21 protein-coding genes (1 of these 21 running past the window's edge) are annotated in these 24,200 nt (G+C 44.4%); 19 read left to right on the forward strand and 2 right to left on the reverse strand.

Going from position 1 to position 24,200, the window contains the following annotated elements; all coding sequences use genetic code 11:
• The first annotated feature begins 7 nt into the window (after nt 1–7).
• The 16 genes from C4K46_RS09560 (at nt 8) to C4K46_RS09635 (ending at nt 17,704) form a co-directional block, all read left to right on the forward strand.
• Nucleotides 8–1,234 (forward strand): type II secretion system F family protein, encoded by a 1,227-nt coding sequence (locus C4K46_RS09560; RefSeq protein WP_209628934.1) that lies wholly within the window; start codon nt 8–10, stop codon nt 1,232–1,234.
• Between the two features lie 36 nt (nt 1,235–1,270).
• Entirely contained in the window at nt 1,271–1,747 is a 477-nt protein-coding gene (locus C4K46_RS09565; RefSeq protein ID WP_245335191.1) for a prepilin-type N-terminal cleavage/methylation domain-containing protein, read from the forward strand.
• A gap of 160 nt (nt 1,748–1,907) precedes the next feature.
• A complete protein-coding gene (locus tag C4K46_RS09570) occupies nt 1,908–2,366 on the forward strand; it encodes a prepilin-type N-terminal cleavage/methylation domain-containing protein (protein WP_209628936.1) in 459 nt (152 codons plus the stop codon).
• A gap of 116 nt (nt 2,367–2,482) precedes the next feature.
• Nucleotides 2,483–2,977, forward strand: coding sequence for a hypothetical protein (locus C4K46_RS09575; RefSeq protein ID WP_209628938.1), 495 nt, complete (start codon nt 2,483–2,485; stop codon nt 2,975–2,977).
• Nucleotides 2,978–2,983: 6 nt separating this feature from the next.
• Nucleotides 2,984–4,330 (forward strand): VWA domain-containing protein, encoded by a 1,347-nt coding sequence (locus C4K46_RS09580; RefSeq protein WP_209628940.1) that lies wholly within the window; start codon nt 2,984–2,986, stop codon nt 4,328–4,330.
• Between the two features lie 23 nt (nt 4,331–4,353).
• A complete protein-coding gene (locus C4K46_RS09585) occupies nt 4,354–5,811 on the forward strand; it encodes a type IV pilus modification PilV family protein (protein WP_245335192.1) in 1,458 nt (485 codons plus the stop codon).
• Nucleotides 5,812–5,844: 33 nt separating this feature from the next.
• Nucleotides 5,845–7,167: a pilus assembly protein PilM gene (gene pilM, locus C4K46_RS09590; RefSeq protein WP_209628944.1), complete on the forward strand. Its 1,323-nt coding sequence runs from the start codon at nt 5,845–5,847 to the stop codon at nt 7,165–7,167.
• 2 nt (nt 7,168–7,169) lie between these two features.
• Nucleotides 7,170–7,772, forward strand: a complete 603-nt coding sequence (locus tag C4K46_RS09595) for a PilN domain-containing protein (RefSeq protein ID WP_209628945.1) — start codon at nt 7,170–7,172, stop codon at nt 7,770–7,772.
• Nucleotides 7,762–9,321, forward strand: a complete 1,560-nt coding sequence (locus C4K46_RS09600) for a hypothetical protein (RefSeq protein ID WP_209628947.1) — start codon at nt 7,762–7,764, stop codon at nt 9,319–9,321. The genes C4K46_RS09595 and C4K46_RS09600 overlap by 11 nt, the downstream gene beginning before the upstream one ends.
• Before the next feature lie 32 nt (nt 9,322–9,353).
• On the forward strand, nt 9,354–10,442 hold the full coding sequence (locus C4K46_RS09605; RefSeq protein WP_420853784.1) for an SSA_2305 family type IV pilus system protein: 1,089 nt from the start codon (nt 9,354–9,356) through the stop codon (nt 10,440–10,442).
• Between the two features lie 18 nt (nt 10,443–10,460).
• Nucleotides 10,461–11,906 carry a PRC-barrel domain-containing protein gene (locus C4K46_RS09610; RefSeq protein WP_209628951.1) on the forward strand — a complete coding sequence of 482 codons (1,446 nt, stop codon included), beginning with the start codon at nt 10,461–10,463 and terminating at the stop codon, nt 11,904–11,906.
• 1 nt (nt 11,907) lies between these two features.
• Nucleotides 11,908–12,951: a VanW family protein gene (locus C4K46_RS09615; protein ID WP_209628953.1), complete on the forward strand. Its 1,044-nt coding sequence runs from the start codon at nt 11,908–11,910 to the stop codon at nt 12,949–12,951.
• A gap of 14 nt (nt 12,952–12,965) precedes the next feature.
• Nucleotides 12,966–13,745, forward strand: coding sequence for a prepilin peptidase (locus tag C4K46_RS09620; protein ID WP_209628954.1), 780 nt, complete (start codon nt 12,966–12,968; stop codon nt 13,743–13,745).
• A 232-nt stretch (nt 13,746–13,977) separates the two neighbouring features.
• Entirely contained in the window at nt 13,978–14,838 is an 861-nt protein-coding gene (locus C4K46_RS09625) for a hypothetical protein (protein ID WP_209628956.1), read from the forward strand.
• Nucleotides 14,839–14,858: 20 nt separating this feature from the next.
• Complete coding sequence (locus C4K46_RS09630; protein WP_209628958.1) at nt 14,859–15,779, forward strand: DUF975 family protein; 921 nt, start codon at nt 14,859–14,861, stop codon at nt 15,777–15,779.
• An 872-nt stretch (nt 15,780–16,651) separates the two neighbouring features.
• The gene (locus C4K46_RS09635; protein ID WP_245335193.1) at nt 16,652–17,704 is read left to right on the forward strand and encodes a SepM family pheromone-processing serine protease; all 1,053 of its coding nucleotides are present in this window, start codon (nt 16,652–16,654) and stop codon (nt 17,702–17,704) included.
• Between the two features lie 134 nt (nt 17,705–17,838).
• On the opposite strand, the gene C4K46_RS09640 is transcribed toward C4K46_RS09635, so the two are convergent.
• Complete coding sequence (locus C4K46_RS09640) at nt 17,839–19,011, reverse strand: CynX/NimT family MFS transporter (RefSeq protein ID WP_209628959.1); 1,173 nt, start codon at nt 19,009–19,011, stop codon at nt 17,839–17,841.
• Nucleotides 19,012–19,412: 401 nt separating this feature from the next.
• On the opposite strand from C4K46_RS09640, the gene ruvB reads away from it, so the two are divergent.
• From ruvB to C4K46_RS09655, 3 genes are all read left to right on the forward strand, one after another.
• Nucleotides 19,413–20,411, forward strand: a complete 999-nt coding sequence (gene ruvB / locus C4K46_RS09645) for a Holliday junction branch migration DNA helicase RuvB (protein ID WP_209628961.1) — start codon at nt 19,413–19,415, stop codon at nt 20,409–20,411.
• Nucleotides 20,411–20,992: a nucleotidyltransferase family protein gene (locus C4K46_RS09650; RefSeq protein ID WP_209628963.1), complete on the forward strand. Its 582-nt coding sequence runs from the start codon at nt 20,411–20,413 to the stop codon at nt 20,990–20,992. The genes ruvB and C4K46_RS09650 overlap by 1 nt, the downstream gene beginning before the upstream one ends.
• Nucleotides 20,993–21,159: 167 nt before the next feature.
• Nucleotides 21,160–22,593, forward strand: a complete 1,434-nt coding sequence (locus C4K46_RS09655; RefSeq protein ID WP_209628965.1) for an ATP-binding protein — start codon at nt 21,160–21,162, stop codon at nt 22,591–22,593.
• Nucleotides 22,594–23,300: 707 nt separating this feature from the next.
• Here C4K46_RS09655 and C4K46_RS09660 read toward each other — a convergent pair.
• A protein-coding gene (locus C4K46_RS09660) for a G5 domain-containing protein (RefSeq protein WP_209628967.1) crosses the window boundary here: on the reverse strand, nt 23,301–24,200 show its 3' portion. It continues 4,269 nt past the right edge of the window; 900 of the gene's 5,169 nt are visible here — the last part of the coding sequence; the start codon falls outside the window, past its right edge; it ends in the stop codon at nt 23,301–23,303.

Below are 24,200 nucleotides of genomic sequence, written 5' to 3' on the forward strand. Positions count from 1 at the left end.
GGTGTAAATGGCAATATTTATATGTAAGTATCTGGATGCCCATCAGCATGTGCAAAGCACAGAGATTGATGCAGCCAGCAAGGCGGAAGCCTTGGCCCAACTGAGGCTTCAAGGGAAGCCTATCAATATTGAAGAAAAGATAGTTGGTTCTAAAGACATCGTCTTATTTGAAGCTAAGAAGATTAAGATTAAAGATATTTCTATCTTCTGTAAGCAGATGTCGGTTATGCTCAACTCAGGGATTCCCCTCAATAATGCGGTGGATATCCTGGAGCAGCAAACAACCTCCAAGCAACTCAAGGCCTCACTCAAGAAGATGAGTAGTCAGCTGAAAGAAGGGAACCAACTTTCTAAGGCCATGATGGATCAAGGAAAGATGTTTCCTGACCTCCTGGTTCGGATGGTCCAGGCGGGTGAAAAAACTGGTAGATTGGATGAGGTCTTGGAAAAGATGTCTATCCACTATACCAAGGAGTTAAAAATCAACCGCCAAATCACTGGAGCCATGATTTATCCGATTATCCTCTCCCTCTTGGTAGTAGGAGCGGTTGGTGTCTTGCTCTATGTGGTGGTTCCATCCTTTAAGGACATTTTTGAGAGTGGTGGGGTAGCACTACCTTTACCAACTAGGATTGTCCTTGCAGCCAGCAATTTCTTGCAGGCTAATTGGTTCTTTGTTCTCTTGATTGTCGGAGCCTTGGGCTTTGGTTTCTTCCAGTATCGAAAGACCGAGGCGGGGCGCTACCAGCTAGACCAACTTAAGTTGTCTATACCGGTTATCAAGGGTCCTATGCAAAAGATTGTTACCGCTCGTTTCTCCAGCACCTTGGCAACCTTGACTAGTGCTGGGATTCCCTTGGTTGATGCCATTGAGGCAGCTGCCTCAACCACCAATAATACGGTGGTGATTGAAAAGCTCAACGAGGCTAATGAAGGCTTGCAAAAAGGAGAACGGTTGACGGATATGATTAGCCAGACCAAGCTCTTTCCACCGATGATGATTTCCATGGTGAAAATCGGGGAAGAATCTGGGTCCTTGGAGTCTATGCTAGATAAGACTTCTGCTTACTATGAAGAAGAGCTAGAAGCAGCTATCAAGCAACTCTTATCCTTGATGGAGCCAGCCCTGATTGTAGTCATGGGTACGGTTATCGGGGGAATTGTCGCGGCTATCATGTTCCCACTGCTTGAATTGGCAGGTGCGGTCGAAGCAGGGGCGAATAAGAACCAGTAAAAATTTTAGGGAGATTGGTAGCTGGAGGGTTACCAGATGAAAAAGTTAAAAGGAAATTTAGGAATGCAAGTTAGCTTAAAAGCTATCAGCAAGAAGATAAAGAAAAAGAAGGGTTTTACTTTGGTAGAGCTGATAGTGGTTATCATTATTATTGCCATTATCGCTGCTGTCGCCCTTCCTCGGATTGCGGCCTTTCAGGAGAATGCTAGAAAGTCCCGAATCTTGAGTGAACATCGCCAACTGGTGACGGCCATTCAGGCACGGGTCTCTAGCTCCAAGAAGCCTGCAGAAGAGTTTGAAAAAATCAAAACGCTAGAAAGCTTGAAAGGCTATATGAATATTAATGATTCAGAAGCCTTGACCAGCAGACTAGCTAAGGACGGTCCCAGCAAAGAGAGCGCCCATCAAATCACAGATGGCAAGCTGGTTTCGACCTATACCGACCCTCGAGGAAAGGTTGCAGATAGTCGCAGCGAGAGCTGGGAGTATGTCCTTGCCCCTGCGGGTCGCTAGTTGACAGGGCAAGCCCTACTCGGCCTAGTGTCTGCCGAGTTCGCTAAAAGGCACTCCAAGTGGGAGTTTGTAGGGTCTCCCACTATCACAAGGTCTCTGAGAGGCCACCATATCAAATAAAAAAGAAAAAGTTTTAAGAAGGATAAAAGGGAAAATAAACATGTTAAACAAATTACAAGCTATGCGTAAAAATCTTAAGAAAAAAGGTAAAGGATTTACCTTGGTTGAGTTGATTGTCGTAATCATCATCATTGCGATCATTGCTGCTGTGGCATTGCCACGTATCGCAGCATTCCAAGAAAATGCGCGTAAATCACGGATTCAATCTGAACACCGTCAATTGGTAACTGCTATTCAAGCACGTATCTCACAATCAAAAAATCCATCTGAAGAATGGAAAGAAATCAAATCTATTGAAGATGTTAAGGCTTATATGAATGTCAAGTCAGCTTCTGGAGACCTCGCGAACTCTCTTGCAAAAGATGGTGAGAACAATGGTCCAGCGCATGTAATTGCAAGTGGTAAGTTGACTTCAACTTATACTGATCCAGCAAATAAAACTGGAAACGATTCTAAGAGTGAGACCTTTGAATACGACATCAGCCCAGCAAATCAATAATATTTAAACGGGGGATAAGTTAAAACTCTACTCCGACTGCCTTGTGCAGTCGGATATTCCCAAAGTAGTTGTCCAAGTTGACAACTATTTTGGGAATATCAAATGGGGGAGAAGATATGAAGGACAAAAAACATAAAGGAGCAACCCTACCAATGGTGATTATCGCCATTGTTTTGTTGACTGCGGCTATTGGGATTACAGCCTCAGTCTTAAATACTAGCTATGGGCAAACCCAGCGCATGTATAACTTTTTGACCGCCAAGTATAATGCTGTATCGGGAAGTCAACTGGCCTTGGGGGCTTACTTTGAAGGGAATGGGAAATCCTCAGACCTTTATAGTGAGTTTTCTAAGCGGGCTGAACGTAAGACCTCTAATAGCAATAAGGTTTTGGCGGCTCATCAGTTTAAGTATGGTGGCCAGGCTGAGATTGAGATGTCGGGTGAGTTTTTAGATGGCTCAACAGACAGAGATGACTACTACATCACAATCACTTCTAGGGCCAAGGTGGCTAACTCGAATGATTACTATGTCCACACCGTGGTCTTTAACTGGGCAACTAGTGGTATTCGGAGTGAGAGTGGCGGTCTAGAATCTGGAACAAAGAGGTAGGTGAAGATGAAAAAAGTAAAAGCGGGATTCACCCTAGTTGAGATGATTATTGCCATCATGCTGATGGCCATGGTCGGGGTGCTCCTAGGAATTATATTTAATACATTTTTCCGCGGTCAGGGGATGATTGACAAGGAGGCTGCTATTCAGGCGGAAATGCGGACCGCCATGCAGACGGTGGACAATACGGTCGGTAAGGCAACAGCGGTCTTTGTCTTGGATGACAGCAAGTATAAGGGAAGCAAGGAAGGACTAACCAAGGGTTGGAGCTATGTCGGTCTCTCTGCAGACGGTAAGAAAATCCTTAACCATGTCTGGAATAAGAATAAAAATGATTGGGATATTACAGAATTGGGAGTTAAATCTATCTATGATATGAAGATGGACTTAACCTTTAAGACGGAAGGTGCCTATCAGGACAATCGTCTCTTGAAGTATGATTTGTCAGGCCAATTTGCCAAGTCCAACAACCAACTGTCCTTAGATACGGCTATTATGGCCTTGAATACCAAGCAAATCTTTTCTAAGGTAGCCAAGGGCAAAAAAGGAATTGCTATCGCCTATCGGAATGACCCGATTGAGGGAAACTTTAATATTGCCGTTTCCTTTGTCTTTGATACATCGGGCTCTATGGCTTGGACGATGAGTCGTAAGAGTGACGGCAGCAAGAGTCGGATGAATATTTTGAAAGAAAAGGCCAACCTTTTAGTAGACGACTTGGCAAAAATTGGGAATGTTCGGACCAACCTAGTCGAATTTAATACGTTAGGCGCTTACGTACAAGAGTCTTTCGTCGACTTAGATACAGATGTAAATCAAATTCGGACTAAAATTAACAGCTTGAAGTCTAATGGAGGGACTAATCCAGGAGATGGCTTGCGTTATAGTTTAGTTAGTATGAGGGGTAATAAGGCCCAGTTAAAATACGTCGTTCTCCTTACCGATGGTTTGCCTAACATTTATTCAGTCGGAAGCTATAAGTCTAAGACAACACATAGTTACTATGTTACAGACTATGTGGATCCAAAACCGGACCTGTCTGACTTGGTTGGCTCAAAAGCTAAGAAGGAGTTTTACTGGAACAAGAGTGATACACAGGCTCTTCCAGAGGCTTCTAAATATGCGGGCCAAGTAATGTCTACCTTTGGTTCAGACATTCGTCGGGTTAGTGTAATTGGTTTTTCCGCACTGAAAAATGAAATTGCCTATGGGCAAAATATGACAGATGAGATTGGTAAAAGTGGTGTGGCTGCTGAGTATGCAGAGGCGACTAGTGAAGCAAAACTACAAGAAGTCTTTTCTGGAATTAAAAAGCAAATTGAGCAGGATAAGTGGTTCGTAGCAGGACCTTAGAAATGAGGAGAAAAATGAAAGGAATGAAAAAAAGAAAAGGTTTTTCTCTGACAGAAGTGGTTATTTCCCTTATCTTGATTGCAACAGTGGTTATGGCACTCTTGACCTTCTTCTCTGACGGTTTTTCCAATATTTTTCAACTGAGAAAGCAAAATGCTATTAACTTTAAGATTCAGGAAAAATTTGAGACAGACTTGGCCAGAATTAAGAAAGATGGAGGAACGGGGACCGAGATTGAACGTTTTAACTACAAGGTAGGTAATAGTAGCTATTCGGTAGATGTTAAGGGAGAGACTTTCTCCTATGACGATAACGTTAAAAAGATGAGGCTCTTTGTTGCTAATCAAAAGGAAAGCGTGCTAGAAATTCCTAAGGAATTAGATGTACAAATTCCCAACTCTAAACGCTACTATTATTTAGGGGACAAAATCCCTGATGGCTTGGCTGAACTTAAGGAAAAGGATAAGTCCAATGTGCGGATAGATGTTGAATCTACTTGGTTCCTTAGTCACCGCGACATTGAGAGTGAAGGTAAGGATATTGTTACCGTAGGTAGCCAAGGATTTGTTACTCCTTTTGCTACTTCGCGTCTTGTCTTACCAGATCTTTTGAAAGATTTCTCGGTGAAATCTAGTAGCAATTCAGGTTTTACAGTTACTAATAATATGTTGGGACGTTACTTGACTTTTGCAGGTCGGGCCATTAACTCTTATGGACGGGTTGGTAATTACCAAGAGGCGGACCACCGTATTTGGGTAATGGGTATGCCTGTTGTTAAAAATCTGAAACTCCATACGGATTTGGACTTGGCTCTTTATAAGAATAATGATGGAACTAAGGGAGCCATTCCGACCAACAATCAAGCCTATACTAATGTAGAGGTTATGGATTATAAACATGACAAGATCTATGGTGGAGGCATCCCTGTAGAAAGTGTCTATGAGGAAAAACTAAAACAAACTAGGCAGCTTATGGAACTGGGAGATAAACCTATCCATTTTAGTGGTCAAAACTTTGCTAGTGGTATGACAACCTCTGTCTTGATTGCCAATCGTGTTCAAACGGGTTCTCTTTTAACTTATAAAATGGACAATACAATGACTTGGAGTATTGACTTAACTCGGGAAGGAAAACTGAATTTAAAAACAGTTGACACTACTGGTTTAAATACGGAAGGACAGGTCGTAGTTCCGACAAATATTTCTTATGACCAGGACAATGCCATTCAAGTCCGAAGTTCTAAGGATAATACGAATGTCAAGTTAGAGATTTTTATCAATGGTACACTAGCTCATACCCAGAACTTAAAATTGTCGGGACGTGCTGGTAATAAGAATGTAACACATAATGTGAATGCGGGTATTGTCTACTTTAGCGGGAACACCTACATCAACGAATTTGCCATTCACGAGGACGCCTTGACTGATACTAATATCAAGGCAGTTGCTGACTACTTCGCCAACAAATATCAAGCTAAATAAAGCGCAGAAAGGAAGATTTAAAAGGGGAGAATTATGGGAAAAAGTATGTTTTCATCCAAGCGGGGCAAGGACTCCGTTGAGGGTGAAGAAAAAGTTAAAAAGGAAAGTTTTTTAGGAAAGTTAAATAAGCCACTTTTTTCTAAGGATAAGAAGGACCAAGATGACTTTTATCTGGAGGAAGAAGAGGTCGAGCAGGTCGAGGAAAAGAAAACTTCTTTTCTGGACAAGCTCAATCAACCTCTCCTATCTAAGGACAAGGGAGCGGCTAAGAAGAAGGTTAAAAAGGCAGTGCCTAGCCAGCCTTATACCATGTTTGGAAAGCCCATTAAGGGCAATCTAATGGCTATTGACTTGGCTGATGATAGTGTCCGGGTGGCTGTGGCTAAGCAAAGGCGTCTAGACTTGGAAATCGTCTTGACTGTCAGTGCACCCCTACCTCCTGGTGTGGTGCAGGCTGGACAAATCTTGGATCCGATGACTCTCAAGGATGTCCTGCTCCAGCTCATGGACGACTATACCATCAATGCTAAGTATGCTTTCTTTTCTATCAACAACTCTAATATCATCGCTCGGATGGTGCCGGTATCGGCTGCTGTCGCAGAGGAGGACCTAGAAGGTCTGCTCTCTTACGAATTGCAACAGTACTTGGATATTGATCCAACAGCCTATGCCATTCAATATGAGGATATGGGTCAAATCATGGCTCTTGGAGCAGATGAGAATGAGCGCAACCTGCGGGTTTACGCTGTGCCTCGGGGCTTGATTGAGCAGTATCTCAACCTGGCTAATGAGCTCAAGTTGGTTCCTTATGCCTTTGACCTCCAGTCCAACACCTTGGAAAAATGGTTGAGCAGGGTAGAGGCCATCAACAATCGGGCCAAGTATCTGACAGAAAAGAATGTCGGCATGATTCACTTGACCAAGAACTCTATCGACGTCTATCTCTACTCTAAGGGTAAGTTTGTAACTAGTAACTACCTACCAAGTGGCTATGAGCAGCTAGAGGATATGGCCACATCGTCCAATATCCAAAATCTATCAGCCATCGCTTCTGGTGAGGTGGACGAACGCATGGTCAAGCATGCCTTGGATTCTTGGTTGGGAGATGCTAGAAGTCATATCCTGAACACAGAAAACTTCTTTATGGGCTCTACCCAGGGCGAGATGATTGATGCTTTCTATGTCTATGGAAATGAAGACATCTGCTGGCAGTTGGCTGCGATTTTGCGGCGGGATATGAACCGGGAAATCGAGTCAATCGACAGTGCAGACTGTGAACATGTGACTTGGGATGCCAGTCTAGACTTTGCGTCTGACTATATCCCAGCGACCGCTATGCTGATTAGGAGGGCCTAACCATGAGAGATTTAAACTTTTTTTCAAGCTATCATACGCCCCCTAAGAAGTCTAGCCCACTTCGTTTGGCGCTAATCGGTGGGGGAAGCGCTGCTGCTGCCTTGTTTGTTTTAGCAGCCATCTTTTTCCAACTGTCCAATATGGACTATCAAAAGAAAATTGCGGATGCTGAAAACATGCTCAAGAGTCCAGAAATGGCCGAGCAGTTGACAGCGGTCAGTGAGACGGAAAATAAAATTGCCACCGTTAAAAATGACCAAGTTCTCTTTAAAAATCTAGAAGGGGACTTCCAACGCATTCATCGTGTCAATAGGAGTTTCTTGGAGTTCCTGAATAAAAAGGTAACTCGTAACCTGGTCTTTAATGATATTAAGGTCAACTATGACTCTGTTGAGATTCAAGGAAGTTCGAGAGAACGTCTATCAATCGCTAAGTTTGAGGAGGAATTGCGGAAAACCGATAAGTTCAACCATATTATTGTTAGTGACATTGAAAACAAGGATGACGGTGGGGCAGCCAATGTTGCTCCTGACGATCCAAACAAGGACATCTATAACTTTAATATTAAAATTATAACGAAGGATGTGGATTTCAATGACAAATAATACGGAGAAAAAGAAGGGGTTTCTAGGAAACTTAAACGAACGGGAAAGAAAAATTATTACAGTACTGGGAGCTGGTGTGGTGGTCGGCCTGGCTGGTCTGATGATTAACGGTATGTACACCAAAAACAGCCAGTTGTCAGAGGAATATCAAACCATTAAATTGGAATTGGACGGAAAAACCTCCAAGATTAACCAAAAGGCCAACCTGACCAAGCAGTTGACCAAGCTCAACTCTGAAGCTCTGAAACAAGCTTCCAAGTACTACGGCGATACCAATCAAGGGGAATTTATCTATCTGATTGATGACTTTATCAATAAGAGTAAGATTACCCTGAAAAAGGTCAACTTTAATGAAACAACTGAGCTAGAGTTTCCAGAGTCTAAGGACACTCGCGAAACCAAGAAGAAGGATACGACTTCGACTGACTCTAAGAACGCGACTACCTCAGCTAGCTCTGGCGCGACTTCAACTAGCTCAAGCACCAGCAGCTCAAGTAGTTCGGCTACTTCAAGCAGTTCAGAGACTTCAGCTAGCTCTAGTGACACCAATGCTAGTTCGACTGCCAGCAGCTCAACTAGCACACAGGCAGAGGGCAAGCCTTATGAAAACACCAACATCACGCAGATGACTGCGGATATTGAGTTTCGTGGGACCTATACCCAGGTCTTGGCCCTGCTTGATTTGATTGATAAAAACCAACAAACTATTGTTTCTAGTGAATTGGAGCTCAATGAGCCAGAACATACTGGTAAAGAAGACAATGACCCAATTCAGGACGGAAAGATTAAGCTACGTTTCTACCAGGTGCAAGATGTGGAACGCTATGTGTCTAAGCCGGTCAGCATGATTGAAAAGACACCGATTCCATTTGCTAACTTGGTTTCGCCATTTGCTCGTCCAGTCTGGCTGGCTAATAAGCCAAGTTCTGACGTTGTGGACAACTCAAATGGGAATGCTTCAACAACCAATAATCTGGGAGAAGGTCTTGGCTCTGCCAATAGCAATCTATCACCGTCTTACCTAGAACAGCTAAATAGCCTATCTAGCAATAATGGTTTGTCGGCTTACTTTAACTCATCAACGATTTATAATTTTGAATCAGATTTGAAATTGACCCAAGACAGCAGCAAGCCTGCTGGTGATGTCGGTGTTGATCGGACCGACTTCTTGGAGGGTGCAGGCTCAAATGTTCTCAAACTGCCAGCAACCAAGGGAACAACTCTCTTTGAAATGCAGTTTGCAGCACCATTTGTCACCTTGAATGACCAGCCAGAAAACATCAACTTCTCTATGTCCCTCTCTAATGAATGGAAGGGCAAGGTCGGTATGATTGTTAAAAATTCTAGCGGTCAGAAAATCTACCTGCACTTATTGCAACCGACAAATTGGACTGGCTGGCGGGAAATCGGCTTTAATCCAGCAAATATCCCAGGCTTTAGCTATCCAATGACTATTTTAGGATTCTACTTTGAAACACCTTCAGGTAACAGTCCTGAAACGACGATTAAACTAGACAATTTAGCAGTGAGTCATCTTACAACAAATTAAGATGAAGAAAAATTAGATATGGTGGAGATCAGATGACATATTTACTATTTTTTGGATTAGCATTTATTATACTGCATACGATCAGTATCTTATTTGTGACGAAACTTTCATTGGCTAAGCGCTTCTTTCTGGCTGGCTGGATGATGCTTTTCGTCCTCGACATTCCAATTTTTTATCAGTATTTTCCAGGTCTCTTTTTCGGCTTAGCCTGTGTAGTGGCCCTCGGTGTGTATGTCACTGTTCTCTTTTCATCCGAATTGTCCTTTGGTAAGAAGAAAAAGAAGTTTTCTTCCCTGCAAGGGCAAACCATGGTGATTAGTCAGCCGGTGAAAAAGAGCCGTTCAGACAAGGCGAGAGCTAGCAAGGAAGAGAGTAAGAGCCCCAAGCGGGCCCAGTCTCAAGCAGCTACTCCTAAGCCTAAGGTTCAGGAGCCTGTCTTGACCATCAAGGAGCAAAAGGTGACCTTGCCAAGCTTTGAGGAGACCTTGAGCGAAGTTTCGGTCCAGTCTGAAACCTTGGCCCGTCTAGAAGCCTCTAGGCAGTCAGAGACCCAGGAAATCGACCACCTGGTGCAGGACACCTTGCAGCAAATTGATGCCCTCTTTTCAAAGGAGAGCCAGGAAGTTGCTGCTGTTAAGCCTGAGCCTCAAGCTAAGGCAGCAGTAGTCGAGCCTGTGGAAAGCCCAGCGCCAACTTCTTCTTATGAGGAAGAATTGGCCAAGGTTTCTCTGGAGGACCTCTTCTTTGAAAGCAAGAGTTCAGCAGAGCCTGTCCAAGAGGCAATGGCAGAAAGTCTGGCAGAAGAGCCAGATGCCCTGCGTCAGGAGATTGAGGAAATCTTGGATCAGCATACAGCGGACAAGGCGCCAACTAGCCCTAGTCCTCTGGCTGAGCAAGAAGACCCACAAAATACCCAGGAAGAACGTGGTTTCTACTTCCAGTTCTTGATGTATGAGAGCAAGGAATTGGCAGCCATGGGAGACTACCAAGAGGCGGTAGACTACCTCAAGGAAATTTTAGTGGAGAGCGAAGACAGAGAGCTTCGTATCCAGGCCTTAGAGTTGTTAGAGACAATCTATACAACCTTGTACCAACCAAAGCTGAAAGAATCAGCCTTATAGAAAAATAGAAGGGTTTAGATGATTATGAAAAGTTGTAAGACAATTATCGGAACGGTGATTATTGAAATCGAAAAAGGAACCGGTTTGGGTGAAATTCATCAGGTTTTGGTTGATGAAGGTATGCTCTTGTCCAACCACCCCTTGACCTTTGTGGTCAAGTCCAACCAGCCAGACCAGCCTTATGCGCTCCTGCCAGGTCGCAATATTCATGGTATCGGTGACTTTGCGGTTATGGTGGAAAATAGTTCTGCCCTGCAAGATATTGATGAGGCGGCCCTCAAGGTCTTGAATGACAAGCAAGGGGCAGTCTTTGATGAAATGGTTATCACCATTGACGGAAATAAAATCGGTCGGGTGGTGGACTACCATATTGATGACCAGCATGAGATTGGTTTCTTGATTGTCCAGCCAGAGGACGCTTCTGCGGATATTCAAATTCCTAAGTCACGTATCTTGATGGTCGGCAAAGAATACATTATCCTAAATGAAGAAAAGGCTATGTCTGTCGTGGCTGAAAGCCCAGTGCCAGTCCGCCAAGAGGCAGCTAGCCCGGTTTTAGAAGTGGTGGAGCCAAGCCCAGTAGTGGAAGAAGCTCCAGTGGTGGCTGAGGAAGTTTCTGCTCCTGTTCAAGAAGAAAGCTTGCTAGCAGAGGCTGCTCCAGTAGCGCCCCTTGCAGAAGCTCCTATTGAGCCAGCGGTAGAAGTAGTTGAACCAGTTGCTGAAGTAGTAGCTGAACCAAGTCCAGTCGCTGAGCCAGTGGTAGAAGACAGTTCTGACTTTGAGCCTCTTGTTCAAGAAACCCCACAAGAAGCCCCAGTCGCAGCAAGCCCAGCAGCCCAAGTAGAAAGCAGCAAGCCAGCTAGCTTTGAAGAGGTGCTAGGTGATGATAACTTCGATTTGGACGCTATGTTGGCTGAGCTGTACGCTAAGCCAGCTTTAGAGCCAAGTCCTGCTCCACAAGCGGCAGTTGCTGAACCAGCTGCTCAAGCAGTAGTCGAGCCAGTGGTAGAAGCAGTAGCACCCGTTGCAGAGCCAGTTGCTGAAGTAGTTGCTCCAGTAGCAGAAGCGGTGGTTGAGCCTGTGGCTCCAGTGGCACCTGTTGCCCAAGAAGTCGCTGAGCCAGCTGAAACTGGCCGCAAGATGTCGCTAGAAGAAGCTTTTGCCAGCATTCCTTCTGTCAAGCAGGATGAATTTTCAGCAAAAACTCCAGAAAAGCCAGCGGAAAAAGTAGAAACAGCTAGCACTAAGCGAGTGGTGCCTATCACTTACTTGAACAATGAAGGAAGCACCTTTCTTAATGAACAAAAACGTCTCTTGCTAGGCAAGAAATTGCAAAAAGACTTGGTAAGCACAGACGGCAATACTGTTCTTTACTCAGGTGACACTGTGACCGATGAAACAATCGACTTGTTGCGTCGGATCGACCGCAAACTGCTGGTTCGTTTAGCAGAATGTGTGGTATAAGATGAAGTTCAATCTTAAGAAATATCAAAAGATACTACCAGTAGGACTACTATCCGTTTTCCTACTGGGTAGTTTGCTTTATGTGGTCCTCTTTTACCGGCCAACCTTGGACATGAGTATCAAGGACCAGCCAGTTATCAAGGTGGAGTCTAGAAGCCAGGCTGAAATTGAAGTCTACAAGGAGTTGCCTTACAAAGCGACTTTTAATTTAACAACAGGTGAAAGTTTCGCCATGGATATGCGTTTTTTGGGCTTGAGTTATTTTTCTGAAAATGAGCTCAAACGCCTAGACGCCATTTCCAGCAAGTCCTTCTGGGGCAAGTTTACGCCATTTTTTGATACCAAGCAAAAGCAGTTGATTTCTATTTATCCTAATCGGATGTTTTGGCTCGCTCCGCTTAACAAGACCCTGGATAGCCATCCAGAATTGCTCAAGCAAGAGCCTACGACCAACTATCTGACGGTAGACGCTGAGGGCAATCTAATCATTGCCGATGCCATTCCTGGCTATCAGATTGACAAGGAAGCCTTCATCAAGGCGGCAAATGAAATCACAAAGACCGGTAAGTTTAATGAGATTAGCCTAGAAAGTAGCGCCCTAGCAGCAGAGAGTCAGGCTGAGACCCTGGCCCAGTATCCAAATCTTCTGCAAAAGAGCGAATTTCCCCTGTCCAGCGAGTACATTCCCCAGCATAATTTAAAGACTGGTTTGCAGAAGATGCAAAACATCTATATCGCAGCTGGTGAGACCCTGACGGTCTCTGACTTACTAGGCAAGCTAGATGCCTCTTCTGGCTATCTGGCTACTAAGGATAAAAAAGGAAAAGATGTCTACGGACTTGGAGTGGAGCAAATGATAGATGCCATTGAACAGCTCGCCCAGGCCAAGATGTCCGTCAAGTCCTACCGAGGACAGCACTTTAATATTGGAGATCCGGCTCAGGGCCTGACTCAATTAACGATTGAAAACAATACAGCAAATGATATGGTCTTTTCCTTATCAATAGAAGACGATAAACTGTCAGTTGTTTTGGCATCTAAATAATAAAGGATAGAGAGATGATTGCAAGTTTAGTATTTATTTTAGGAGTTGTATTTGGAAGCTTTTTCAATGTGGTGATTTATCGGGTCCCCTTAGAAAAAAGCGTTATGAAAGGCCGGTCCATGTGTCCCTCTTGTGGCCATGTCTTGACTGCTGGGGAGTTAATCCCTGTTCTGTCAATTATTATGCAAGGCTTTAAGTGTAAGCACTGCCAGCAGCCGATTTCACCTCGCTACTTGATTGTTGAGTTGTTGACGGGCTTTAGCTGGTTGGCTTCTTACCTAGCCTTTAGCAATCAAGGACCCTGGATGGTTGTTTCAGCTTGCTTGCTCGTTTCCCTCTGTATCATTATTGGCTATATTGACTTTGATACCCAGTACATTTCAGATTCGGTACTCTTCTTTTTCTGGCTGCTCCGCTTAGGAGTCATCTACATGACTGGAGAGTCTTATATTGACATGCTTTGGGCCATGGGAGCAGGTGCTGCTCTTTATTCCCTGATTTACTTCGGGGCCAAGGCCTACTATAAGAAGGAAGCCTTTGGAATGGGGGATATCTTTTATCTAACGGCTCTGGGTAGCTGGTTTACAGTCTACAATACCATTATTGTCGGTTATGGAGCCTTCTTTGTTGCTGGATTTATCCTACTTCTAGCAACCATCTTTAAGAAATTCAAATTTAAGTTAAAACAAGAAATTCCATTTGGACCAGCCATCAACGTCAAGTATGCCTCAGACAAGTCTTGGGCTGGAAAGATTATGATTCGGATTAGAAATTTTCTGACAGAGAAGCGCTAAGAGCTGTTTCTGTCAGGATCAGATAGGCGCAGAACTAGGTTGGGAGACTAGCAGAAAAAGATAAGGACTAGGACTTGGGAGAGTCTAGCCCAATATTTTGAGAAAGAAACCAATAAGACACAAGAAAACTATCTGCTAGCAGCCCTAGACCCTAGGATGCGCAGTCTTTCCAGAGTGGCCGACAAACCTTGGTGAAGGCTTGTCCCACTCTTTTTTTGAGAAGAGGAAAAGTATGGAGAAGTACCCTTTTAAAAATTTATTTGATGATAGTTGGAAGGTTTTTCGGGAAAATTATAGTTTGTGGGTAGTTGGTAGCTTCCTATCAGGTCTGCTACCGACGGTTATAAGTATGGTGGTCTTTAGGTATTTTATGACATCCATCCAGGATGGGACAGCTTTTTCACCTCAGTTTTTCCTGATTATCCATACAGCTCTCTTGTTTTCGGGACTAGGTCCCTCCTTGATATTTAAAAAGTATTTTCTAATCTTGGTTCGTCAGGGAGCCCTAGTCAAAAAGCATTTATTAGCGGCTATTTTTTATAGTTTGACGGATGGCTTGGGTAGAAGATTTTACTATTTTATTGTGAGCTATCTGATTTTATTCCTGCCTTTTTTACCACTATGGTTGAATTTCGAGACTATTTTACCTGCCCTTTTACCCTATATGGGTCTAGCTGGTTTTCTCATCTTAATATGGTTTTTGTTCCTCTTTTCTGTTGTATTTGGTTTTTTGAGTATCTTAATTGCTAGCTATTTCTTTTTGTTTCCTTTTATTGTTCAAGATACAGCTTCAAAAGATAATCAACTAAAGGCCCTTTCCTATTTAAAAGCGGTCAAGAAGTCTATCCAGCTGATGAAGGGACAAAAAAGGTACTACCTTCTTTTGCAGTTAATTCTAGGGGCTATAAATGGTTTGGGCGGCCAAGGAATAAGTTATGTGATTCTTTTCATAGGAGGAGACCCTTTCTTATCCCTCATGCTATTTTTTATACTAAACAGCTTATTTGTGAGCCCTTATTCTGCCGCCATGGAGACCTTCTGGGCCGACCGTTTAATGCAGAATGATACTGAAATCGTTGATTATGGAGATTAGGAGGTGACGAGAGTCATTTTATGAAAAAGTTTAGATTGTCGTCCCTGTTTCGCCAGGCACGACGGGAGTTAAAAGCTAATTACCTGGCCTGGGCAGGGCCGACCGTCTGTATCGGTCTGCTTTACGGCCTCTTGATTAGCCTGATTTATGTCAATTATGAGCAGATAGAGAGCAGGTCTAGTCAGCCCTTGTTGGCCTCGCTAGCCTATATCTTAAATCTAATGACCACCAAATTGGTCGAGTTTTCCGACCAGCCTATTTTAAGGGTGGCTATCCTGCTCTTTACAGCCAGCTATTTTTTCACCAGCAAGTATTTCTTAACCCTGGTTAGAAGTCCCCGCTTGGTTAAGCGCTATTTTCTAGAAGCAGTCCAGTACAGTATCACTGACGGTCTGAACAATCGGATTGGTTATTTTTTTCTTTATATCCTAACCAATCTTCCCTTTCTATTGATTTTGACAGTGGCCTATCTGACCTTTCCGACTTCTTTTCCAGATTTGGCCCAGGGCCTCTGGCTCTTTCAGTGGATTTTACAGGCCTGCCTCCTACTGGGGGTTATCCTGGTTAGGAGCCATCTTTTTCTCCTGCCTTATATCGTGGCAGATACTTGCTCGGCTGACAACCAGCTGGCCCCCCTGCCTTATATGGAGTGCTTGAAAAAGTCCTCCCAGCTGATGAAGGGCCAATTTTGGACCTATTTTCTGCTCTCACTTGCTGAGTATGGAGTGCGTTTGAGCCTAGAGTTTGTCCAGTCCTTTATCATCGTTCACTATCTGGTTTTGGGACAGGATCCGGCCTCTCTACAGCTGATTTTTATCCTGATTTTTCTCTTTGGCCTTTTGCGCTTCTTGTTTATCAATCCTTTCCTAAGGGCTGTCAAGACAATCTGGGCCAATCATTTAATCGTGGGGGACCGAGAAATCGTCAATTTTGGTGATTAACCAAAAAAAGAGAAATAAAAAAGTAAATTATGATATAATCATAAAGGACCTTTTGCCAGAAAAAATAGGGACTAGAAAAGAGTCCCAGCCAAAAAGGGACTATAAATAAGTCTGCCAACGGGCTTTGTATTTTATGTAATTGAACAGGGGCTTCAGCGAGGAAAATCCATTAGCTAGAAACTAGTGAATATCTAGACGCAGTAGCTGACTGATAGTTGTCGGCGTCACTAAGTGACTGGCCACCTATCTAGTCAGCCTTGCGTAGGTTTCGCAACGAAATTCTAACGAATTTCTGCTCAGCCTGATATTTTTTCTTCGTTTTTCGACATTTTCCAAGCAAAACGATAATTTTTGCTTGGAAAATTAGTGCAGACTTTAGAAAGAGCACGCTAGTGGCTTTCGTTTCCTGACAGCGCTCTAGCGCTAGACAGGAGTAAGTCTGCGAACGGTCTCGTATCTTATGAAATTGAACACGCCCTAAAAACTTTGAAAAAAAGATAAATACTCCTAGGAGCTGGGGCTCCGTTGTCGTATTTCCTATTTTTTCTTCGTTTTCTTAACGGGCTTTGTATCTTATAATTGAACTCGAGCTAAAAGCTACGGAAAAAAGATAGATTTCCTTGTGTGCTTGCACACAGCGTCAATCTCCTGATTTTTTCCGTAGCCCTTGCGAGTTTTACTCGCTTAGGGATATGGATGCTGGCGAGAGGGACTCTCGCGCAGTGCTCTTGTATCGTATCTTATGTAATTGAACAGGGGCTAAAATCCTAGTAAAAAAGACTCGCTTGCCTTGCTTCATCGAAGCGGCACCGCGCTCCCTATTTTTATACGGATTTCTTTACGCCCTTTGTATCTTATGAAAGGAGGTTTTTTTGAGGGGTTATCAGTCTTTTTTGAGGGCGGTATCGGTGGTTGTTGTTTTGACGATTATTGGTTTTATTCCTCTTCCTTATGTTTTGGAGCATTCGGTTCCGGCCAAGAAGGCCAGTGATTTTGTTGAAGTGACTGGTAAGAAAGAAGGCGGTGAGGGGCAGGTGATGATAACGGCTGTTGGGGTTTCCAATGCCCGGGTCTTTACTTCTATTCTAGCCCTCTTGCCCGACTATTCCTTAGAGCCAGAAGTGGACTATGTGGTCCCAGATGACTATTATGAAAGGCACGATAAGGCTTCTGAGCAGGAAAATGACACCATGACTTCTTCCCAGCTCAATGCCTTGCAGGTGGCCTATCGGGCGGCTAATCGTCCAGTTGAAATGCAGCAGAAGAACATCTATGTCAGCTCGGTCAATAGTAATTCCTCCTTTCGGGAGCAATTACAGCGGGGGGACAGGATTTTGAAGGTCAATAACCAGACCTATTCCAACCCCTATGAGCTCTTAGACAAGCTGGAGAAAAAGGCTGTTGGGGCCCTGATTACCATTGAATACAGCCGCAAGGGGGTCCTGCATACAGCTAGCGGTCACCTGGTGGTCAATAAATCAAGTGGCAAGCCCAGCCTGGGAGTGGAGCTCTACTCCGAGGTATCGCTTCTGGTCAATCCCCACATCTCGCTCAAATCAAATGGGGTGGAGGGACCCTCGGGTGGTCTGATGTTTAGCCTAGAAATCTATAATCAACTATCCAGCAAGGATATTACCAAGGGTCATATCGTTGCTGGGACGGGAACTATCGACCACAAGGGCAATGTTGGACGGATTTCTGGGGTCGAAAAGAAGGTCATCGCGGCCAATCGGGCAGGGGCTACCATCTTTTTTGTCCCCGATGATACTATTGATGCCGACATTGTCCGCCTCAATCCTAAGTTGAGGACCAATTACCATGAGGCGGTCCGGGCAGCCATTAAGATTAAGAGTCAGATGACTATTGTCCCCGTCAAGACCTTTGATGATGCCCTTCTCTACCTTCAAAAATTACCTCCTGCCTAAGCTTGAAAGTAAATCACAAAACTCCCTTTAGCCAAAGGGAGTTTTTAAGTTTTATCCTTCAAAAAACCACCAGCTGGGCTGGTGGTTTGGCTTTATTTAAAGGGAGAGGAACAAGCCCTCCTTTCTAGCCCTATTTATAAAATCTTATCCTGCTTTTCGACATAAAAGACGGTGTAAATCATAATCAGAGCCACGACCAGCAGGAGGCTGATGGCTGGGATCCAGGAGCCGAAAAATTCTAGGCTGTAACCAAAGACGGTCGGACCAAAGGCGGCTAGGAGATAACCCCCTGTTTGGGCCAGGGCCGAGAGCTGGGCCGTTTGGCTGGGACTAGAGGTCTTTAGGGAGAAGGTCACCAGCAGATAGGGAAAGAGGGCGCTGACCATAATTCCTAGGAGGAGCCCCAGGACAATCCAATAGCTAAAGTTCTTGATTGGGAAATAGAGCATGATGATTCCACTGAGACCGGCTAGTGAGACCAGGCCTAGCATTAGCTTTCTTCCTAGCGACGAAAGGCGGGTGGTCAAGCCAGGAACAGTCATGGAAAAGGGCAGACTAATCAGAGAAAAGGTCGAGGCGACAATGCCTGCTGCGTCCTTGGAAAGGCCGGCTTCCTGGGCCAGGGTTGGCAGCCAGGTCATACAGGTATAAAAGATGAGTGACTGGAAACCACCAAAGATAATCAAGGCCCAGACCTTCTTATTTTTTAGCAGGGAGGACTGGCTTTGCTTCTTATCAGCATGGGAACTCAAGCGGTGGTTGTAGGCTGTATTAGGGAGCCAAATGATGAGGGCTAAAAAGCAAACTAGGGTCAAGCTTAGGACCAGCCCCTGCCAGGAGCTGGCTCTGGTAATGGGTACTGCTAGAGCGGCAGCCAGAGTGGTCGATAAGCCCATGGAAGTGGTATAGATAGTCGTCAAAAGACCGATTTTTTGGGGCTGGTTGGCCTGGATAACGCTAGGGAGGAGGACATTTAAGATAGCGATGGCAATCCCGATAATAATGGTCCCCAAAAAGAGGAGGGGCAGGTTAAAAATCCGAATCAAGGAGCCCAGGGTCAGGACCAAAAGCGAAGCTGCCAGTAGTTTTTCCAGGCCCAGCTTACGAGCCAGGGCAGGAGAAAGGGCCGAAAAAAGGGCGAACATAATCAAGGGGAGGGTAGTTAGGAGGCCTAGCGAGCTGACCTTGACCCCGAGACTAGAGGCAATGTCTGTTAGGACCGTTGGAATGGTCGTAAAGGGAGTTCGCAGGGCAATTCCCAGCATGACGATACCTGGTATAAAAAAGATGGAATGTTGTTTTTTCATAGTTCTCCTCTAAAAATCTTAAAAAACACCCCAAAAATGGGTGCTTTTCTAGTTTACTAAGTCCGGCCCCTCTAGGGAGTAGGCCAAGCAATTCTTCTTGCTTTTGAAACTCAAGCCCGCTGGACGTGTTCTTGCTTGATTTTCTTTGAGCTGTATTTTATTATATAAGACCGGGCAAGCAATGTCAAACAAGAAACCCAGGTCCTAGCCCCTTTTAGACGGGCTTTGGCCTGCTTTTCAAGCTAATCTTGGCCTTGTTCAGCCTATAAAAATGGGTATAATTTTCTAGTTTAAATGCTCTTTATTTTTTTGAGTAAGTCCGCCAGGAAAGACCGAATTCGGGGAGCAGAAAGAGGGAGATAGGAGGGGCAATTTTGTCCGCTTTTTGCTATAATAGTTCTATGAGTAGAATTTTAGATAAGGAACAAATGGCCGACGAGGAGCTGATAGAGCGGACTTTGAGGCCCCAGTTTTTAAGAGAGTATATCGGTCAGGATAAGGTCAAGGAACAGCTGGCTATTTTTATCGAGGCTGCCAAATTGCGGGACGAGGCCCTGGACCATGTCCTTTTGTTTGGCCCTCCTGGTCTAGGAAAGACCACCCTGGCCTTTGTCATTGCCAATGAGCTAGGAGTCAATCTCAAGCAGACCTCGGGGCCTGTTATTGAAAAGGCCGGGGACTTGGTGGCTATTTTAAATGATTTAGAGCCGGGCGATGTCCTCTTTATTGATGAAATTCATCGCCTGCCCATGGCAGTGGAAGAGGTCCTCTATAGCGCCATGGAGGACTTCTATATCGATATTATGATCGGTGCTGGAGACACCAGCCGCAGTGTCCATTTGGACCTGCCTCCCTTTACTTTGATTGGGGCGACCACCCGAGCTGGCATGTTGTCCAACCCCCTGCGGGCTCGCTTTGGGATTACTGGTCACATGGAGTATTATGAGCAAGCCGATTTGACCGAGATTGTCGAGCGAACTGCGGATATTTTTGAGATGGAAATTGCCCATGAGGCAGCGGCAAATTTGGCCTTAAGGAGTCGGGGGACCCCTCGGATTGCCAACCGTCTCCTCAAAAGGGTCCGGGACTACGCCCAAATCAAGGGAAATGGTCTGATTGATGAGGTCATGACCAACCAAGCCCTGGCCATGCTGGATGTGGATGAGGAAGGCCTGGACTATGTGGACCAAAAGATTCTAAGGACCATGATTGAAGTCTATGCAGGTGGCCCTGTCGGTCTAGGGACCTTGTCGGTCAATATCGCTGAAGAAAGGGAGACCGTCGAGGATATGTATGAGCCCTATCTGATTCAAAAGGGCTTCATCATGCGGACGCGAACCGGGCGCGTGGCTACGCCCAAGGCTTATCAACATCTCGGCTACGAGTATCTGGACAAGTGATGGAAAAGCCAGCAGAAATCCTAGCAGTCTTTGCGGCAGACCAAGATTTGATGGAGCTTTTGAGAATTATCCGAGACTTGAAACTTAAGGACTCCTGGCTCTGTGCCGGTAGTGTTCGGAATTTTCTCTGGAATTATCTATCAGGTCGGCCGGCCTTGGACTGGCAGACAGATGTAGATGTGATTTTCTTTGACCCGGCCTATTCAGCAGCAGCTACTAGACAGGTGGAGGAGAGGCTAAAAAGAGATTTCCCCTCCTACCAATGGGAGGTTAGAAATCAGGTATTGATGCACCAGCATAGCCCCCATACGGCCCCTTATCAGAGTTCTAGGGATGCTATGAGTAAGTATCCTGAACGCTGCACAGCTGTTGGCTTGCGTCTCCTGGCCAATAATCAGCTGGAAGCTTTTGCCCCTTATGGCTGGCAGGACATTCTAAATTTTCGGATTGGTCCGACACCACATTTTTGGGCCGATCAAGAGCGACGAAAACTTTATCTGACCCGCTTGCAACAAAAAAATTGGCAGCAAAAATGGCCCCAGTTGCAGCTTTATTTTCCAGAGAAAGCCAGTCCAGATTAAGCGGAAAGCCCTCTAAATCAAGCTAGTTTTTAATCGGTCAAGTCCTAATTTTAAGAGGGATTAAGCTAGAATAGTGACTGAGCTTTGTTGAGATAATCCACATACCTGGAGTTTAAATGATTATCTAATATGTTATAATATCAAAGAATAGGACCTAGGAGAACTACATGAATCAAACTCTAGCCCACTACCAATTCTCACCAGAAAGCCAATATTTAGATAGAAAATCAGCGCGCAAAAAGCCACAGGAATTGCTCAAGCATTTAATTGCTTTTGCCAATGCTGACGGTGGTCAGTTGGTTATTGGTATTGAGGATGAGAAACAAGGAAATATCATAACAGGTTTCAAGGATGCTAGGGCTTATCCGATTGAAGATTTTAAGAAAATTGACCGTGAGATGCGTGAGACCCCGCTGGAGTTATCATTTGAAGAAATTCCTGTGGTTAATCACAAGGAGGAAGATGATTTCATCCTGATTATCTCTGTTGAATTATCTTCTAATCGCGTTATTGCTGCACCGAATGATGACGTTTACCTTCGTCAAGGTGATGAGTCGATAAAGTTAAGTTATGAGCAGAGAACACAACTTAACTATGACAAAGGGCAGCGTTTTTTTGAAGATGAGCTTGTTTTGGATGCAACATTGGAAGATATTGATGAAACTATCGTACAGAATTTCAAAAGCCACTTTGATTTATCCGAGCGCTCCATGGAGGAAATACTTAGAGCAAGACGATTTTTAGTAAATGGGAAATTGACTAAAGCAGCGATTTTGCTTTTTGGGAAGCATCCATCAGCTTTCTTCTCTCAAGCGCGTGTTCGTTTTCAACGATTTGATGGGGCAAATATGGGAACAGGCAGTAGCTTTAATGTCATCAAAGAAGAGACCTTTGATGATGCCTTGCCAGTATTAATTACCAAGGTCAGGGACTTTATCCGTACACAGCTCAGAGAATTTCAGTATCTCGATGACCATGGTCAGTTTCAAATTTTGCCTGAGTATCCTGAGTTTGCTTGGTTTGAAGGTGTTGTTAATGCCATAACTCACCGTGACTATTCTGTCTATGGCGATCATATCCGTGTTTTGATGTTCGATGATCGATTAGAGATTCATAGTCCAGGAAAGCTACCGAATATTGTAACGGTTGAGAATATCAAGCATGAACGTTTTTCTAGAAATCCTCGGATTGCGAGGACTCTAGCCGAATTTGGTTGGGTTCGTGAGATGAATGAGGGGGTTAAGCGTATCTATTCTGAGATGGAATCTGCCTTCCTTCAGGAGCCTAAGTATTCAGAACCGGGTAATAAGGTAGTTTTGACCCTGGAAAATAATATCATTAGTCGTCATCTACGAACACGAGACAGTTTGGAAAAACAGTTTATTGACTTTAGTAATCTAAATGCCGACGAGCAAACTATTGTTCACTATATGTATAATTCGGGCGAGAAAATGACAACAGCAAAGGCGATTGAACTGACAGGAAGAAGTCGTAAATTTATTGTAAAAACTATGAAAAATTTACAAGACTTGGGTATGGTTGATTGGTACGGTGCAAACAAAAATGATAGAAATCAATACTATACTTTGAAGAAAAAATAGTCTATCCTTTATTAAGTAGGATACAGTAGGATACAGTAGGATACAGTAGGATACAGTAGGATACAGTAGGATACAGTAGGATACAGTAGGATACAGTAGTTGATATTTCTCAGAAATCCAGTCCAGATTAAGCGGAAAGCCCTCTAAATCAAGCTGGTTTTTAAGCAGCAAAAAATTTTTTTAAAACTTAAGTTTATTTAAGGAAAGTTTAAGTTGGCCGCCTTATAATATAGTTACAAGTTAAGAGAAAAAGACTTAACTTGCACTCCTAAAAACTTTTCTTTTTCATAATAATCTCCCTATAAAAGTCACCAAATTGGGTGGCTTTTTTTGTGTTTGTTTGGCCTTAGCTTAAGAGCCTGTGACTGGATTGAAACTAGGGAAAGGGGCCAGTCAGATTTGGCTCTTATTCTAGTTTGTGAGCATAAGAAAAAGCAGGAAATTAAGCTTGGACGGAATGTCCTGAACCCCCAAGGTTAGATGTTTCACCTCTAACTTTGGGTGGCGCAGTTCACTGTCTCTACTTAGAATTTCCTGCTTTTTGCTTTATCTGGGACTTATTTCCCAGCTCCGCTTTATTCTGAGACTTTTAGTCAGGTCCCCTCCCTAGCTTGGGAGGAGAAGCGGGTCTTGTGTCTATAAGTTAAGTCCTTTAAAAACTGGGAACTTTTGTCCAGCTCCCATAATTGATTGCTTTCTGGGACTGCTTAGTCCTGCTCGCTAAGATTTTCTTCCTTTTTCTTGACTTGAAGTAGGCTAGCGAGGCCCAGAAGGCCTCCGGCTAGTAGTAAGGAGTTAGGCCCGCTGGCTTGGCCGGTTGCGGGCAGTTGGCTAGTTGGACTAGAAATAGGGGTCCTTTGGTTTGCTCCCATGTTCTCCGCTTTAGGGCTGGTCAGGCTTTCTGATTGGGGCTCTACCTGCTTCAAGAGTTCTGGTTCCGCTTCCAGCTGGGAAGGGCCCAACTCGATAATTTCCGGACTAGGCGGGATCAGGATTTGCCGACTGATTTCCCTGCGGGAACTCTCCAGCCCATCGAGATAGGTAATCTCCTCAGTAATCAGCAGTTGGCCCGGTGAGCCCGCTCTTTTTACTTGCTTGCTTGCTGGCGCTAGATCGGGATTATAGACCAAGCTACGGCTAAAGGGGATGGCTTCCGTTCGCTGGCTGATTTCTAGCCGTTTTTGGCTAGGACTGGTGGTCTTTCTAGTTCCGATGCGAATAACTCGATTTTTAGGCTCTCGGCTAATCTGGTCGCTCAAAAGACGGGAAGAGATGACTTCTTGCTGGCTTGATAGGCTGTCCTCATAAATGTAGATGTGAATACCAGTCTGGCCCTCCTCCTCTAGTCTTTGACTGCCCAGGGCTAGTTCAGGGTCTTCTAGACGTAGGGTCTCAAAAGGAATTTCTACGGTCACCTGGCGAATGACCTTCCTTTCTTCTTCTTTATTCCCAACGCGGATAACTTGGTTTACGGCCGGTCTGCTAATGCTTTCAGAGATTTTCTTGCTTTCCAGGACCTGGCCATTGGCGTCCAGGGTATCTAGATAGGTCAGGGTTTTAAGTCCCTTGCTTCCTGGGGTTTGGACGATTTCTCGTCCTTTTTCCAA

The sequence above is a fragment of the Streptococcus oricebi genome (assembly GCF_017883985.1).
Taxonomy (GTDB): Bacteria; Bacillota; Bacilli; order Lactobacillales; family Streptococcaceae; genus Streptococcus; species Streptococcus oricebi.

Excerpts from the sequence above, each read along its gene's own strand:
- C4K46_RS09615 (WP_209628953.1), top strand. The coding sequence starts at position 11,908 with ATGAAGTTCAATCTTAAGAAATATCAAAAGATACTACCAGTAGGACTA.
- C4K46_RS09610 (WP_209628951.1), top strand. The coding sequence starts at position 10,461 with ATGATTATGAAAAGTTGTAAGACAATTATCGGAACGGTGATTATTGAA.
- C4K46_RS09575 (WP_209628938.1), top strand. The coding sequence starts at position 2,483 with ATGAAGGACAAAAAACATAAAGGAGCAACCCTACCAATGGTGATTATC.
- C4K46_RS09630 (WP_209628958.1), top strand. The coding sequence starts at position 14,859 with ATGAAAAAGTTTAGATTGTCGTCCCTGTTTCGCCAGGCACGACGGGAG.
- C4K46_RS09600 (WP_209628947.1), top strand. The coding sequence starts at position 7,762 with ATGACAAATAATACGGAGAAAAAGAAGGGGTTTCTAGGAAACTTAAAC.
- C4K46_RS09650 (WP_209628963.1), top strand. The coding sequence starts at position 20,411 with ATGGAAAAGCCAGCAGAAATCCTAGCAGTCTTTGCGGCAGACCAAGAT.
- C4K46_RS09625 (WP_209628956.1), top strand. The coding sequence starts at position 13,978 with ATGGAGAAGTACCCTTTTAAAAATTTATTTGATGATAGTTGGAAGGTT.
- C4K46_RS09565 (WP_245335191.1), top strand. The coding sequence starts at position 1,271 with ATGAAAAAGTTAAAAGGAAATTTAGGAATGCAAGTTAGCTTAAAAGCT.
- C4K46_RS09560 (WP_209628934.1), top strand. The coding sequence starts at position 8 with ATGGCAATATTTATATGTAAGTATCTGGATGCCCATCAGCATGTGCAA.
- C4K46_RS09640 (WP_209628959.1), bottom strand. The coding sequence starts at position 19,011 with ATGAAAAAACAACATTCCATCTTTTTTATACCAGGTATCGTCATGCTG.
- C4K46_RS09605 (WP_420853784.1), top strand. The coding sequence starts at position 9,354 with ATGACATATTTACTATTTTTTGGATTAGCATTTATTATACTGCATACG.
- C4K46_RS09585 (WP_245335192.1), top strand. The coding sequence starts at position 4,354 with ATGAAAAAAAGAAAAGGTTTTTCTCTGACAGAAGTGGTTATTTCCCTT.
- C4K46_RS09595 (WP_209628945.1), top strand. The coding sequence starts at position 7,170 with ATGAGAGATTTAAACTTTTTTTCAAGCTATCATACGCCCCCTAAGAAG.
- pilM (WP_209628944.1), top strand. The coding sequence starts at position 5,845 with ATGGGAAAAAGTATGTTTTCATCCAAGCGGGGCAAGGACTCCGTTGAG.
- ruvB (WP_209628961.1), top strand. The coding sequence starts at position 19,413 with ATGAGTAGAATTTTAGATAAGGAACAAATGGCCGACGAGGAGCTGATA.
- C4K46_RS09570 (WP_209628936.1), top strand. The coding sequence starts at position 1,908 with ATGTTAAACAAATTACAAGCTATGCGTAAAAATCTTAAGAAAAAAGGT.
- C4K46_RS09620 (WP_209628954.1), top strand. The coding sequence starts at position 12,966 with ATGATTGCAAGTTTAGTATTTATTTTAGGAGTTGTATTTGGAAGCTTT.
- C4K46_RS09655 (WP_209628965.1), top strand. The coding sequence starts at position 21,160 with ATGAATCAAACTCTAGCCCACTACCAATTCTCACCAGAAAGCCAATAT.
- C4K46_RS09580 (WP_209628940.1), top strand. The coding sequence starts at position 2,984 with ATGAAAAAAGTAAAAGCGGGATTCACCCTAGTTGAGATGATTATTGCC.